The organism is Anaerostipes sp. AF04-45, from assembly GCF_003461725.1.
Lineage (GTDB): Bacteria > Bacillota > Clostridia > Lachnospirales > Lachnospiraceae > Anaerostipes > Anaerostipes caccae.
In genome coordinates, this window is sequence record NZ_QTXQ01000001.1 from 1 (window position 1) to 15,604 (window position 15,604).

Consider the following 15,604-nt stretch of genomic DNA (forward strand, 5'->3'; position numbering starts at 1 on the left):
ATTAATTTGCGGTAGAATTGCAGTCGGTTGGAACTTTAATTCGCCGCCCGACAGTTGTATTATGATAGTTATTAAATAACAAACCAAAGTAAATATGCACTATAAAGGGTGAATACTCCATTTTATCCAAAATAATTTTACTTCCTTTAATTAATGCTTGCTCATCTATTATATTATATTTTTCCAGAAAATCCACATCACGCATTGAGGATGACGTAATATTTCTGTCAGAAGTGTCTCTCAAAAAGTTATAAAGCCCATGTAGATGATCTTTGGTGATTAACTTCGGCGGCAGCTCATGATAGTAGGCATATAGCCAAGCATTTTTTTGGCTATATTCTCCAGTACTAATAATTTGATATACTTCTGAATCAGACACTAAGGAAAAGAGTATGCCTGTCAATGGGTTTGGGTGTAAATTGTTTGGTGTATCCTTTTCTATGTAATATTTAATTGCATCAATATAACAATCTTTTTTAAGAGAAATAGCATTGAAGGCAATTTCTAATCCATCTACTGTCTCCCCGGATGTTTGACCATCAAGATCAGGGATATTATTACAAACATCAATTAACTTCTTGAACATTTCTAAATCACAATTAGAAACGTATTGATCAATTGATTGCCGTTTTAGTTGTTCATACTCTTCATAATCAGTTTCTCCATTGTAATCCGATCCTTTAAGAAGAGAATATAATTGATAGGATTCTCCTTCAAAATATTCAGTAAATAACAATTCACAAGAAAGTTTCATACGTTTGAAAACATCCACTATTCTGTTCACTAAAAGACAGTTCTCTAATCGATTTGGTGGAAAATTTGACTCTAAAATTGAATTAATAAATTTTAAGTCAAATTGTAAAACAGGAATACTTATATCCTCGATAGTCCCACCATAAGAACTAAGGATTTCTCTAACTTTTGCTTTATACTTTTCAATCTCACACAAAGAGAATAAAGATTCCCAAATTAGCTCTCGATATTTTTTAACACCTTCAGATATAGTCAATGGGATTTGATATAAAGTAACTGTGTTCTTTCTGCCTTCCTCTGCCGGAGAAAAATGCAGTTTTAAAAATTCTTTTGCTATTTCTAAAAAGAGAATGGCAACAGCTTCTTGTTTCCAGTCGTTTGAATATTCTTTTATCTTCTCAAAAAAAGTTATCTACGTGCAAAAGCCATAGCGTATAGAATCTTTATTAATACCAAAACATTGATTAGCTGTATGATAAAAATCCATATATAAATCTGGGCGCTTTAAATAATACTGAAAAAACAAGTCACAGGCTGTAGGCAAATCTGCCATATCTGCAAAACCGCCAAGAATTTTAATGATATCGTTTGTTACGTTCTGATAGTTTTTCCCTTTCTCAGTATCAATATCAAGCCATTCACAAATTACGCCTTCTTCCAACTCAATTTGATTTTGTAAAATTAGAAGTGTTTCCGTAGGATTAATACGAAAAAACACTTTGACAAATTCAAAGAAAAACGGGGACTCTTCTGTTGATAATTCATCCCATAATATTTTTATTTCTTTCTCAACAAAATTGAAAAGGGGTTTATTTCTGAATATATTAAGTAATGTATTAATGGAAGAGATTGTTCTCTCTCTATAGCTTTGAAAACAAGCTTTGATCATTTTCGACAAACTGAGTAATTTCTTATCATAAAAAACATATTTTAGCAAATAATTAGACAGGCATTGTTCAGAAAAACGAACGGCTTTGTCATTGCAAATATCAACGATTTCTAGCTCGTGAAGCTTATAAATGTTTTCAATAAAATCATCTCGATTTAACCCTTTATCCTGTAAAATCGGAACAAATGCATCAATGTGTTCTAGATGGATTGCTTCTAAAAAAGCAACTATTCCAGCTGTTATACACATGTTATTGTTGACAAACAATTGATTATCCTCTAAAGAAGCTCCATAATAATCTTCATATAATTGTGACACATCATTAATAGAGTCCAAACGATTTGAATCGCACGCTACTTTCCCTGCAAGAATAGCAATACGGGCATTTCCCTCTGCAATTCTTATGATTCTTTCATGATAGTCTTGATTTAGAATACCCAATGAAGTTTCGAGCAATTTTTTAATCTCATCATCCGTAAATACATTTATATTTATGATTTCATACGAAGTAATTTCTCGAACATCATGTATCACTTTTTGAAGTGCATAATCCCGCACTGTAATAAGTATCTTTACGTTATACCCCTCTGGTTTCATAGTGACATAACGAATAATATGCTGCAATCCTGACAATTGATTTGCATCATCAATGAAAAGAAAATAGTTTCCAGGGCTGTCTATAAAAAGTTTTAAATCCTCATATATTGGTAAGGCATTACTGTGAATACAATAGATTTTTTCATTGTTAGCATCTGGGTGATTTTTTACATAATGCAAAGCTAATCGTGTTTTTCCTGTGCCTGCTGCACCGCTGAGTATAACGACATCCACTTTTAAATAAGCATCACAAATATCATTTAATTCTTTTTCTCTGAATAAAAATTTAGTATTGATTGGAGCAGCCATTCTATTGGAATTATAACGATTAACAAAATCGTCACACGTTTGAATTTGATCAGTACTTATTGATATTCCCAAAAAATCACGAGAAAGATTATGATGGAAAAGATATATATCTTCTGCAAGTTTATTAATTCCTATAATTATAAGCTTGATTCCAACATTTTCACATATAACTTTTACCTCATTATCTTGAGAGGGTGCAAGATTTGACGAAGTATGGCAATAAATGATTTCAGAGATTTTATCATGTGAAATGCTAGTCTTTGATGTATCAAGACATTTTTCAAGGTCATCCTTAATTTTCGCAAATAAGTTTGCCTTTTGAGTCGTGTATTCTACAAAAATATACTTTCCATTTGGTGTAATAAAATAAGTATCTGGTGTCCCTGGGGTAGTCTTTCGTGTACCTGCTTCTCCACCAAGAGATACTATATTAGGATAGCCAATCTTATATAAATAAGAATCACAAAGATTTTGAAATGACCCTGCATCCAATTGGAGAATTTTTTGTTTGATACTTTCAATATTAGCCATAATCAACACCTCAATTCTTTGAAACCATTTTGCTTACTAAATTATCTTAAAATTTTCTAATGCACCCTCAATTGCTTGTTCCTTTTCTGAATATATTTACAGAACATTTGTTTTTTTCACCTAAATTATTATTGATTCGTTTTATCAGTCCTCATCTTCTTTTAACTTGTACCATATATTATTGAGACACTTTAATTTCTGTCTTATCAAATACATATCGCCTTATTTGAGCGTATGTTACCCTACTTTCTGCTTGTGTCAAATCTATCTCACCCATCTTCAACCCCACTTCAATATATTGATCTGCATGAAATTTTACTACTAAGCATACTGTCTCCACATATATTGGAACAAAAGTTTGATACTATATGACAGAAATATTTTCATAAAAAGATGTTGGAGTGAATTTACCTCTTTTAATGTCCTCCAATAAAAATTACACTTTATTTAAGTAGAGTTATTTTGATTTTTTCTTATCATATTCTAATGCTCTGTACTCTCTTTGCAATTCCTGTGACAGCTCTTCTTCGCTCGGAAGATATAGCTTATACTTTGACGCAAAAATCTGTGTTTCATTTTCTGACAATGTATACTTCACTACAGATTCGCTTTTATCCGCACAAAGAACAAATTCCTATCGGTGGATTATCTCCATCATTCATCAATTCACATTCGTAATAATGTACATACATCTGCATCTGCCCTAAATCCTGATGTGTCAAATCTCCAATTTTTAAATCAATTAATACAAAGCATTTCAAAATATAATTATAGACAACAAGATCTATTCGGAAATGTCTCCCATCAAATGTAATCCTTTTCTGCCTGGCAACAAAAGAAAATCCTCTCCCCAACTCTAAGAGGAATTTCTGCAAATGCGTTATCAATGCTTCTTCAAGGTCACTCTCATAAAAATTATCATTAGGACTTAAACCCAGAAACTTTAATACATATGGATCACGAGATAATATTGCCGTGTACTCCAATTTGATTTAATGGCTTCTTCTGTATAAAATTCAAGGGGATTTTCATTTTCCACGCGCATAAGAAGACGATAATGTGTCCAACTTAACTCGTCACACAGTTCGTGAATATTTGGAAATGTCAGATAAAACCGTCTCATGTATTTAAAACTAATTGTCGTAAAACCTTTACCAAAATCTTCAGTTATTTGTTTGGATAGTTCCGCAATTAATCTACTACCATATTCTGCTTTTCACAGCCATCCTGCTACTCCACAATACTTTTACCAATATTACAGTATGCTTCCACCATTGCAAAGTTTGCAGTTCGGTATACTTTGTTTCTGGCATCAGATAGAATTCTTTTTATTTGTTCATAAAATTGTTGTTCCATTCCTCCCCAATTTAAAATATTAAACGAATTGCATAAAACAATTATAATTCATATCATTTTATTTTTATCCTTACATATTTCACCAATAAAGTTCATATAAAACGTTGAATCTGCTATTTTACTTCCATAATATCCATTATTTACTGAATATTTTTGACTAATTATTCCAATTATTGCTTTTATATATCTCTTTTTCCAAGTTCTTGTCAAAATTTTCTTTCACAGCTATGTGTTTACATTCGTTAACTCTTATTACTCAATTCTTCAACCTCAAAAGAATTCTTATTTATACCTCTATTGCTCCAATATTTTGCAATATTTGATCGAGATATCATGAGTTATCCCCCATAGTCATTTGCTGATTTTCATCCAAACTAATCCCCCACTTACCCCTTTAAGTATTTTTCACCCCATTGATTTTAATTCCATACCAATAAAGCATTCGCATTGACTCTGGTACTGAATTACTATCTATTTTATCCAATAATATATTCTAATAAAGCATTCATAGACAAATTATAAATATTCCTTGCTCTTACGGGACCTATCAAATGAGCTCTCTGTAAATCCATTTCTGATGAATTTAATATATCGATCAGTTTACAAAACCCTTCTTTTTTTATTTCTTTCTTTTGATATTCATAAATATCTAAAATGTCTATATTTCTATCCAATAATGTTTGCAAATCAATTCCCCCATTCTCAAAATTGATATTGTTTTTTATCTGGTCTATTTCTTTAAATGCAACAGAATTTGCACCATATTCTGTAACAACTTTTATCGATAGGCCTCTTCTTAATTTAATTATATACGAAGACAAATCTAATTCTGACGTGCTTGCAGCTACGATTCCCATATTTACTTGATACCTATTATATATTCCCCCTCTCGTCTTATAACCCTCTGTATGTAAGACAACAATTCCTGCATATTCTAAAATATTTATTGCTTTCTTTACCAATTCTGGAGCATCTTTATGTATTATAAAATATATCGTTTGTTTATCATAAAACTCTTCATTATTAGAACGCGAATTTTTATTCTGCGTTTCCATCAAAACTTTATCTTCTATAAATGCCCTACCCCAATCAATAATTTCTTTATAAGATGTAAATTTATCTCCTAATTTAGTATATTCATTCCACATTTGCGTTCTATAAAAATCTTTGATAGTTGAATTAACATTTGTCTTTTTCAGAGATGTTAACTTCTCACTGGCTTCATAAACACTTTTTAATAAAACACGAGGGTTACCTGTTGCAGCGTAAATTAATGAATTTAATAATTCCCCTTGCTGAATTAAAATGTTATATGTTCTATCATCTGTTTGTCGTTCAATAATATCTCTCATTTTATCAACATAATCTTCAGCCAAGATATCTTTTTCTACTCTTTTTACAATGGAATCATGAAACATTTCAAAGGTTCCATATGATGTTATTCCTGGGTATACTGCCGCTTTACAACAGATGTATGAATCTCTCAAATCTCTAAATAATGTAAAAAATTCTCTTTGCTGCTTAGGAAGAAAATTGTGGCAAGCCTCATCAAACAAAAAAATTAAATACTTTATTTTCAATTCTTCACAAACAGAATGCAATAGTTCTTTGAAATAATCTACATCTTCTACAAAAGGAGATGCATTATCTACTACTGTTTGATTATTTTTCCATGATTTCTCCAATTTATTAATTAATTTACTTATTTGTACTGCTAAATCATCTGTTTCTTCACTATCTTTCCCGATTAGGAAAGAAAAAATATTCTTTGTTTTTAACAATCCTACTTTTTTTAATTGTCCTTGAAGTGCAAACAAGATTTTAGACAACATCCATTTTTTAAATATATCTTCTTTATTGTCTACCAATGCCGCAGAAGAAAAGCTAACAAAAACAGGAAGAATGTGGTCATTTTCAAACTTATCTAACAACTCTTTTTCTGCTATTTTTAATAACATAGTTTTTCCCGTTCCCCTACTGCCTATTAAAAGTCCTGTAGCATTACTCTTTAAAAATTCAATATTCTCTCTATCATGTTTTGTATCAACATAGAATTTACCAATTTCATCCAATGTTAAATCTTCTGTTCTTAATGTAAAACTTATCGTCATTTCCAGAACTCCTTTATCATTTCCAATGTTTCAGTTAATTGCAATAACTTTAAATTTTCTTCTATCGTATCTTTATATGTTTCATCTATATCTAAATGTAAATCGCCATGCCTTATTAGCAGCAACGCGATCAGAACATTAGTGCACTTAAAGAGCATGTTTAAAAATTCGTCAAAAGTTTTCTTGTCGTATTTTAAGCTCTGATGCCTGACAGTGTGCATATACTCATATTTTCCATGCACAAATTGAGAACAATCTCTATAAATTTCTCTACAAGATCTAAATAAGATATTGAAATTATCTTTACTAAAAAGTGATAAATATTTTTCACTTAAGACCCCAGCTTCTTCATTCTCTAACACTGACCATTTCACATCATATTTATCTTGCTTCCAAAAAAAATAATCATAGTTATGGTCGAGAAAATACACATATACTAAAGATAACTCAATTGCACTTCTCAAACTAATATATGAATTCCTATACAATGCTTGTAAGCCAGAGTATAAGGCCGAAATCAAGTCATGTATTACTTCTTTTAATATAATCTGTGGCTCACTATTGATATTTGCCACAATTTCTTCAACTATTTCTATATTCAAAGAAACCTTATCTAATTTCTTATTATTCTCCTTTAATGACATAGATATATTTTCATCTAATTCTGTTTTGAAATCAATTATTAATCCTTCTAGCATAAAGTCTCCTTAGTAACTCCTAACATATTATCATCTGTTTCAATTTAACTAATATCGCCTTTTTCCCATAAAGTATAAGTTTTTCCGGATAGTATCCACTTTATCCAAATAGCAAGAGTTCTGACAGATTGTATCTTTTGTCCAAAGAACCCTCATTTTCAAACTATCCAACGTTATCCCCGTCCCCCCTTATCTGTGGAAACTTATCCATCTCATCTTCCTCAAAAACACAACCTCATATCTCGCTAACAATTCCGCAAACCCGCCTAGAATCAGAGTTTTCGCTCCAGCAACACCACCGTCTCCACGTGCACCGTCGAAGGAAACATATCCACGCATCCCCCTCTTTCAACTTCATACCCCGCCTCCCGAAAGATTTCCAAATCTCTCGCCAAGCTGGTCGGCTTACAGCTGATATAAACCATCTTCTCCACCCCAAAGTCAATGATTTTCTGGATCGCTTTCGGGTGTATCCCATCCCGGGGCGGGTCCAGCACAATAAAATCAGGCTTGTCTTCCAGCTCATCGATCACCTTCAGCACATCCCCTGCAATAAATTCACAATTCTCAAGCCCATTAAAACCGGCATTTTCCCGGGCAGCCTCCACGGCTTCTTCCACAATTTCCACGCCGACCACCTTCTTTGCCACCGGCGCCAGCATTTGGGCAATGGTCCCGGTTCCGCTGTACAAGTCAAAGATAACCTTATCCTTCGTCTCTCCCACATACTCCCTTGCAGTCTCATACAGCACTTCCGCCCCCAGAGAATTGGTCTGGAAGAAAGAGAACGGAGAAATTTTAAATTTCAGCCCAAGGATTTCCTCATAGAAAAAATCTTCCCCGTAAATCGTCTCCATCCGGTCCGCCTGAACCACATCGGCCAGACTGTCGTTCACCGTATGCAGAATTCCCCGGATACTTCCGGAAAGGGGCAGAGAGAGCATCTCCTCCGCCAGAGGCTTCATATCCACATCAGCCTGGGAAGTTGTGACGATGTTGATCAGCAGGTCTCCATTTGCCTCGGAACGGCGGATGACCAAATGTCTTAGATATCCCTCGTGGCTCATTTTATGATAAAAATCACAGCCTGATTGTGAAAAATAATTTAATACACAGGAGACGAGCAGATTATAATCATTATCCACAATTTTGCAGTCCGTAATGTTGACAATATCGTGGAACGTATTCTTTTTATGCATACCAAGAGCCAGCGGACCTCCTTTGACTTCGTCTCCAAAAGAAAACTCCATCTTGTTTCGGTACTCCCACCATTTAGGACTTCCTTTGATTCCCTCCCATTTTTCATCGGAGATATAATCCTTTAACAGCTCCCGTACCTGTCCTTCCTTGATTCTCAGCTGATTCTCATAGGAAACTGTCTGATAAAAACAGCCCCCGCAGGTCCCGAAATGAGGACACCTTGGAATCCCATCCTCCATCTCAGACGGTTCCAGTACTTCTACCAGTCTCGCAACAGCCTTGCCCTTTCGCAGCTTTGTCACCTGTCCTGCGATTCTTTGGCCCTGGATAACTCCTTTGACCGTGATCTCCCTGTCCTCAAATGCAAATGTCCCTTTATTCGGAAACTCTGTCTTCTCAATCAAGCCTTCTACAAAATCCTTCTTTTTCATCTTTTGACCTCAACTCTAATTTATTTTTCTATATACGACGAAAAAACTGCCTGTGCCATTGACACTCGGACAGCCTCGCTGTTACTTACAGTATTCATGCCACAAACAGTTTTTTCATGTTAAATGTTCAGTTCTCTGAAATGCTCTTTATAATATCCATGGGCATAATGAGCCTCTCCCATATCGTCGATCTCCATCAGAAGAAACGTTGGCTTTCTGCCGGCCTGTCTCGGATAGGAAATACTCCCGGGGTTTAAGATTGTCATATCGTCCCCGATCTCTATGAACGGCACATGTGTGTGCCCGTACATCACGACATCTACGTCGTGCATTTCTCCATATTCCCGCAGATAGTCCACCCCGGAATTCACATAATACGGATGTCCGTGGGTTACCCAGATGCGGTAGCCCTCTACCTCTATGGTCTCCTCGCTGGGGAGGTCAAGATAATAGTCATTATTTCCCGCCACCATGACGACAGGGCATCCTGCAATATCGCGGATATACTGGTCACCGCGCTCTACGTCGCCGCAGTGGATCAGCATGTCGATCTCGCCGACCTGCTCCAATACCCCTTTTACATCGTCATTACGACCATGAGAGTCACTGATTACTAAAATTCTCACAAGATAACCTCCCTAAAGAATGTCTTTGATTTTCCTCAATGCTTCTCCGCGATGACTTAACCTGTTTTTCTCTTCACTGCAAAGTTCCGCACTGTATCTGCCTAACTCCGGCAGAAAAAAGATCGGATCATAGCCAAATCCATTCTCTCCCTTTATCTCATATCCAATGATACCTTCCATAGTACCACGACTTGTCCGTATTTGTCCATCCGGAAATGCGGCTGCGATCACACAGACGAATCTGGCGGTCCTTTCTTTTTCCGGCACGCCTTCCATCCGGTCCAAAATCTTCTGATTCTTAACGGGATACGGGGTGTCCTCTCCCATATATCTGGCCGAGTATACGCCTGGCTCTTTATTCAGAGCGTCGATCTCCAGACCGGAGTCATCCGCCAGAGTAAGTTCTCCGGTAAGTTCCATGATAGCCTTAGCCTTAATGACTGCATTTTCCTCAAATGTCGTACCATCTTCTATTATCTCAGCGTCCACCCCTGCCTCTTTCATAGACACGACCTCATACTCTGTGTCCGCAAGGATTTCCCTGATCTCTTTCATCTTTCCCTGATTTCCAGTTGCAAATATCATTCGTTTCTTCATCGTTTTATCTCCTGGGCGGTTTTGGTCCGAGATACTGGCAGAACTCGGCACGGATCATTCCGTTGTATACCTTTCTGACCTTTGTTGCTTTGCCAATGTACTTCTGTGCATCTTCATAGGCAGTGATCATATATTTAGACCATGTATCCATCTTCTGAAAAATGTCTCCGATCTGTCCGTAAAGTTCCGGCAGAGCCTCTTTTTCTTCAAGGCGCTCGCCATACGGCGGATTGGTTATGATAAATCCATAAGGTTTCGGATGGCTGAAATCTTTTATCTCTCTTTGCTGGAAATGGATCAGATGATCCACCTCAGCGGCGGCCGCATTTTCCCTGGCAAGCTTCAGTACTTTTGGGTCCTTGTCGTAGCCCTGAAGGTCCATGGAAACATCCAGGTCCATCAGATCTCCGGCTTCATCGGCCGCATCATACCATGTCTTTTTCGTGAGAAAATTGGTCCATGCCTCTGCCTCAAAGGAACGGTTCATCCCCGGGGCGATGCCTGCTCCCATCATGGCAGCCTCGATTAAAAAGGTTCCGCTTCCGCAGAACGGGTCTACCAGGATGCGGTCCTTCTTCCAGGGTGTCAGCATGATCAGCGCCGCTGCAAGGGTCTCTCTGATGGGAGCTTCACTTGTCAGTGTGCGGTAGCCCCGCTTATGAAGCGGAGTCCCGCTGGTGTCGAGGCTTATGGTTACCTCATCTTTTAATATGAAAACACGCACTGGATACTGGTTCCCTGTTTCTGAAAACCATGACACACGGTAACGCTTTTTCAGACGTTCCACCATGGCTTTTTTGACGATCGACTGAATATCCGGAGCACTGTAAAGTCTGCTCTTTGCAGTGGAAGCCTTTTTCACCCAGAACTTTCCGTCCTCAGGGATAAATTCTTCCCAGGCAAGTTCTGCCGTCCTGTCAAACAGCTGCTCGAAGGTCGATGCGCGAAAGGCACCAACCTTAAGCAGAATCCGTTCTGCAGTCCTCAAAAACATGTTTGCCCTTGCAATTCCGCCAAGGTCAGAAAAGAAGGTCACCCTTCCGTCTTCAACCTTTGCAATCTCGTATCCTAAATCCTGTATTTCTCTCTTTAATACTGCCTCCAGACCAAAGTGGCATGGGGCGATCAATTCTATATTCTTCATGTTTCTCCTTTGCATTATAATATTCATTCTACAATTTTAGGCCCAGAGATGTCAACTCTCCGCGGTAATAATAAATCCCGCCCACAATATTGTAGACCTCATATCCCTGCTCAGCCAGATGCCTTGCAGCGAGCATGCTCTGTCCGCCGAAGTCGCAGTAGACAATGATCTTTTTATCTCTGAAAGCATCCTGGTCTTTTATGACACCATAGGGCATACTGAGAGCCCCTTCGAGATGTCCCTGTTTATATCTATACGGTTCTCTCACATCGAACATCACATGATCATCCTGTTTTGAACGGTCAATACCTTCCTGCAAAGTTATATTTGTAAATTCCATTTTCAAACACTTCCCCTTTTATAATTTAGAATATGCAGGGACATGAAAAGACGTCCAAAGAAAATTTCTTTGGACGTCTCTCCCGCTTTCTTCTTCTAATAACTAACGGTTAGAAGAGTTCTGGCTGCTGTTCTGAGATTTGTTCTGGTTTTTGTTCTGAGATTTGTTCTGAGACCTGTTCTGGCTGTTGCTCTCGTTTGAGCTGTTGCTGCAGTTATTGTTTTTGTTATTGTTGCTGTTGTTACTGTTGTTGCTTTCGTTAGAATAATTTTTTGACATAATAAATTCTCCTTTCTGTTGGTTACACAAATATTGTCTGCAAAAGAGAAAAAAATATTCTTGCAAGATTTACAAAACGCAATTTTAAAAAATTTTTGTTTCATCCATAATTTTCATCTGACTTAAAAAATTTATTGCTTTTTTTTTGAAGATACCTTATAATGCAAATAGTAGAAGGTATTAATTATGTATATTTCTACTATCATAACCCCTTATTAATTTATTTATACTCCCCTCAAAAAGGCCAGATTTCCCTATCTGGCCTTTTTACTGTCTAAAAATAATATTTTTTATTGTAATCCGATCGCCTTTTGGATTCTTTCCTTCACCTGTTCTGCAATTTCCGTAGTCTTCATATGTTTGTAATCATCATAATACAGGGGCTTTAAAAAGTGCACCTGGACTGTGACAGGCTTTATCGTATTGGAATCAAAAGGAAGAAAGGCATCAACGAGGGCCACCGGGACGATCGGACATTTCGCCTTTACGGCAGCCTTGAAGCTTCCTCCTTTCAATGTCTGCACCTCATTTCCGTTTTTCGAGCGGGTTCCTTCCGCAAATATGAGATAATTCCTACCCCGCTTTACTTCCTCTGCAACACTTAAAATCACCTGCATGGACTGGCGGATATCATCGCGGTCAATCATATAGGCCTTCATACATGCAAAAACCTGTTTTAAAAACTGGATTTCAGCCACTTCTTTTTTTGCGACCACAGAAAACGGTCTTGGACACGCCTCTGCCACCGCCAGTACATCATAAAGTCCCTGATGGTTGGGGTAGAAAATAAATCCGTCTTTCTCTGGTATATTTTCTTCCCCATGGACTTCAATCGTAACATTTCCTCCTTTGTTTGCACGGGATGTGATAAATTTCAGCATAGCAAACCGCTTCTCCTCCGGATATTTATCCACATGAGAAGCATAATAGCACAGCTTGATCCACATAAACGGCACCAGAAAAATGTTTCTGAATACCATAAGCAAAATTCTCTTCATTTTTTATCACTCATTTCATCCTTCTGCAGTAACTGCGTGTTTGATCTCCGCTTTTTTTGCTCTTTTCTCATAGTATCCGAGGGATAAAAGAGAAAAAGCAATCAGAATTCCTATAAATACAAGCACATCCGCCGTGATGCCGCCGCCGATCATGAGCGTATTCCGGAATGCGTTCACACTGTAAGTAAACGGCATAAACGGATGTATCATCTGGTAGAATTTCGGTGACAGTTCGATCGGATAGGTTCCTGCCGCTCCGCCCAGCTGCAGCACCATGAACACCAGCACGATAAAGCTGCCCACTTTATCCAGCCAAAGATTGAAAAATGTGATCATGGCCATAAACGTCATAGAGACTAAAACTGCCATCAAAAATGTTGCCGTCAGTTCTTTTGGTTTCAGCCCATTGATGAGCATCAGCATAAGAACCATAACAACTGCCTGCACAGCTGCGATCACCGCCATGACAGAAGCTTTGGACAGCCACCACCTGAATCCGCTTCGCACCCTGCCGTTGTGTTCCTTCAGCGGAAACATGAGGCAGAATGCGATGCATGCCACATATAAAGCCACAGACATCATATAAGGAGCCATGGCATGACCGTTGTTCTGCACATCTGACATCTGAGAATGTTCTGTTTTTACCGGTGACGCAAACATGCCGACGGTCTTTTTTGAATCTTTTACTTTTCCTGCCTGTGCAGCTCCGTCAGAAAGTTTTGACTTTAATGTTCGGCTTCCGTCCTGAAGTACAGAAAGCCCGGTCCCCACTGTTTCAGAGCCGTCTGCCAGTTTTTCTGCCCCGCTGCCGATCTGTTCTGCCCCGTCGGAAAGTCTGCCGCTTCCGTCTAAAAGACTCCGGCTGTTTTTGTTAAGCTGACCGGTTCCTTTGCAGAGACTCAGTGTCCCGTTTTTCAGATCTGCCATTCCATGAAACAGCTCAGGCAGCTTTTCTGTCATCTTTCCAACACCTGTGTTCAGCTCTGACGCTCCAGTCTTCAGCTGTCCTGATTTGCTGTCCATCTGCTGTAAGCCCCCGTTTACCTGGGTTACTCCGGCTGTATATGCATTCACTCCTTCTTTGAGTCCGTTTTTTCCATCCACACTGGTTTTCAGCTTTTCGGTTCCCAGGTGAACTGTCTGCATGCCCTGAATCAGTCCCATATCCGAAGGTTTTGTACCCGTTTTATCAAGGTTTGTTTTGACCTGACTAAGACCGGAGGACAAGCTGCCAATGGCATCCGCACCGTTTCTGAGAAGGTATGCAGTATTCTTCATCTGATCTGTCCCAGCTGACTGTGTACTGGCCGCAGAATTTTTGACCTTCTGTGCCCTATTCTGAATCGTCTCCGCATCAGAGGAAACAGCATCCGCACTTTTCTCCAGCCCGGAGAGTAGACTCTGCTGTTCCTCCCTGCTGAGTTTCTGAAACTCTGAAGAAGCCTTTAAATCTGCAATCTGCTGTTTTAGCTCATCTGCGTGTTCTGAGAGGTCCGAAGCCTTCTGTGACAATGTCTCCGCCGTTTTTTCTGTCTGTACGCTTACGGTCTTTGATGTCCCCTGAGGGTCCAGCTGATCGGCTGCCTGTTTCATCCCCGCGGCCAGCTGCTTTGTCTGCTGCTGTTTTTCGGGTGTCAGCGACTTTCCAAGTTCAGAGGACATGGCCTCTAATCCGGTGAGGACACTTCCGCTTCCTGACTCCAGTGCCTGAATTCCTCCGGATAGCGCCTGTACTCCTCCGTTTAATGAACTGCTGTTTTTCTCAAGCTCACTGCTGCCTGCATAGACAGCCCCGACTCCTTTCGTATAGTCTGCCACTCCTTTGTTCAGTGTTCCGGTTCCGCTTTTTAACTCATCAGCGCCGGACTTGAGAGCTTTTGCGCCTTTTGACAGCTGCCCCGCTCCCTGATCCAGCTTCTTTGCTCCCCGGTCCGCCTCAGCCACGCCGTCTGTGTAGCGTTTAAGCCCTATCTGGAGAGAATCTGCTCCGTCTTTAAATGTCAGAGAGCTGGAGACCAGTGAGTTTAAATTGTCTGTAATGGTTTGACTGCCTGCCGAAAGTTTCTTTGCTCCGCTGCCGATCTGCTCTGCGCCTTCGGCGGCCTGCCCAAATCCTGCTCCTGCGGACTTTATCTGCCGGAACATGGTTTTTGTATAAGTCTTCGTGACCTGTTCTGCCACCTGGGAGCGGATCGTATTGACGGCCGTCTCATCCATCTTAGACGCAATGTAGTTTGTTCCCGGGTTCGTCCGGTATTCAAGTTCCATCTTCTTCGGATGTTCATTTAATACTGTAGCAGCATTTTCTGAAAAGTTCTCGGGAATCGTTATGACCATATAGTATGTTCCGCTTCTCAGCTTTGAGTCCGCTTCCGCCTCATTGACAAAACGAAAATCCATCGCATCCGATTTCTTCAGATTGCTGATCAGTTCTTTTCCCACTTCCATTTTTGTGCCGTTATAAGAAACCGCTTTATCATTGTTGACCACTGCCACCGGCAGATGTTCCGTCTCACCGTACGGGTCCCACATAGACCCGAGAAAAATCGTCGTGTACAGGGTTGGGATCAGAATGATCGCCGTCAAAACCAGCATCATCCATTTACTGTTCCGTATGTTCTGCCATTCTTTTTTCAGCATCTTTCTTCCTTCTTTCTCAGCTTCATTTTTATGTCCTTCCCACACCTTTTGTTTACAAAAGAATACTTTGTAGATATAATATATCCATGGATATTCCTTATCTAC

At 38.8% G+C, this 15,604-nt stretch carries 14 protein-coding genes; all 14 read right to left on the reverse strand.

From position 1 onward, the window contains the following. Position 1 precedes the first annotated feature (1 nt). The gene (locus DWV34_RS17460) at positions 2–949 is read right to left on the reverse strand and encodes a hypothetical protein (protein WP_243000790.1); all 948 of its coding nucleotides are present in this window, start codon (positions 947–949) and stop codon (positions 2–4) included. 216 nt (positions 950–1,165) lie between these two features. Further along, positions 1,166–3,079: an ATP-binding protein gene (locus DWV34_RS17465; RefSeq protein ID WP_243000791.1), complete on the reverse strand. Its 1,914-nt coding sequence runs from the start codon at positions 3,077–3,079 to the stop codon at positions 1,166–1,168. 457 nt (positions 3,080–3,536) lie between these two features. Then, positions 3,537–3,677 carry a hypothetical protein gene (locus DWV34_RS18160; RefSeq protein ID WP_416386110.1) on the reverse strand — a complete coding sequence of 47 codons (141 nt, stop codon included), beginning with the start codon at positions 3,675–3,677 and terminating at the stop codon, positions 3,537–3,539. A gap of 13 nt (positions 3,678–3,690) precedes the next feature. Further along, positions 3,691–4,065 (reverse strand): PDDEXK nuclease domain-containing protein, encoded by a 375-nt coding sequence (locus tag DWV34_RS17470; protein ID WP_227032297.1) that lies wholly within the window; start codon positions 4,063–4,065, stop codon positions 3,691–3,693. Beyond that, positions 4,023–4,271, reverse strand: a complete 249-nt coding sequence (locus DWV34_RS18050; RefSeq protein ID WP_187115070.1) for a DUF1016 N-terminal domain-containing protein — start codon at positions 4,269–4,271, stop codon at positions 4,023–4,025. The genes DWV34_RS17470 and DWV34_RS18050 overlap by 43 nt, the downstream gene beginning before the upstream one ends. Before the next feature lie 640 nt (positions 4,272–4,911). Then, entirely contained in the window at positions 4,912–6,546 is a 1,635-nt protein-coding gene (locus tag DWV34_RS00015) for a hypothetical protein (RefSeq protein ID WP_118475021.1), read from the reverse strand. Then, positions 6,543–7,244, reverse strand: a complete 702-nt coding sequence (locus DWV34_RS00020) for a hypothetical protein (RefSeq protein WP_118475023.1) — start codon at positions 7,242–7,244, stop codon at positions 6,543–6,545. Before DWV34_RS00020 ends, DWV34_RS00015 begins: the two co-directional genes overlap by 4 nt. A 272-nt stretch (positions 7,245–7,516) precedes the next feature. Then, positions 7,517–8,875, reverse strand: a complete 1,359-nt coding sequence (gene rlmD / locus DWV34_RS00025) for a 23S rRNA (uracil(1939)-C(5))-methyltransferase RlmD (RefSeq protein ID WP_054335182.1) — start codon at positions 8,873–8,875, stop codon at positions 7,517–7,519. Between the two features lie 119 nt (positions 8,876–8,994). Further along, positions 8,995–9,501 carry a metallophosphoesterase gene (locus tag DWV34_RS00030; protein WP_006568650.1) on the reverse strand — a complete coding sequence of 169 codons (507 nt, stop codon included), beginning with the start codon at positions 9,499–9,501 and terminating at the stop codon, positions 8,995–8,997. 12 nt (positions 9,502–9,513) lie between these two features. Then, positions 9,514–10,098 (reverse strand): XTP/dITP diphosphatase, encoded by a 585-nt coding sequence (locus DWV34_RS00035; protein ID WP_006568651.1) that lies wholly within the window; start codon positions 10,096–10,098, stop codon positions 9,514–9,516. Positions 10,099–10,102: 4 nt separating this feature from the next. Further along, positions 10,103–11,242 carry a THUMP domain-containing class I SAM-dependent RNA methyltransferase gene (locus tag DWV34_RS00040; protein WP_118475025.1) on the reverse strand — a complete coding sequence of 380 codons (1,140 nt, stop codon included), beginning with the start codon at positions 11,240–11,242 and terminating at the stop codon, positions 10,103–10,105. A 28-nt stretch (positions 11,243–11,270) separates the two neighbouring features. Then, entirely contained in the window at positions 11,271–11,582 is a 312-nt protein-coding gene (locus tag DWV34_RS00045) for a rhodanese-like domain-containing protein (protein WP_009289182.1), read from the reverse strand. 569 nt (positions 11,583–12,151) lie between these two features. Further along, positions 12,152–12,859, reverse strand: a complete 708-nt coding sequence (locus DWV34_RS00050) for a lysophospholipid acyltransferase family protein (RefSeq protein ID WP_009289183.1) — start codon at positions 12,857–12,859, stop codon at positions 12,152–12,154. Between the two features lie 15 nt (positions 12,860–12,874). Next, positions 12,875–15,499 carry a YhgE/Pip domain-containing protein gene (locus DWV34_RS00055; RefSeq protein ID WP_199485869.1) on the reverse strand — a complete coding sequence of 875 codons (2,625 nt, stop codon included), beginning with the start codon at positions 15,497–15,499 and terminating at the stop codon, positions 12,875–12,877. Positions 15,500–15,604: the final 105 nt, after the last annotated feature.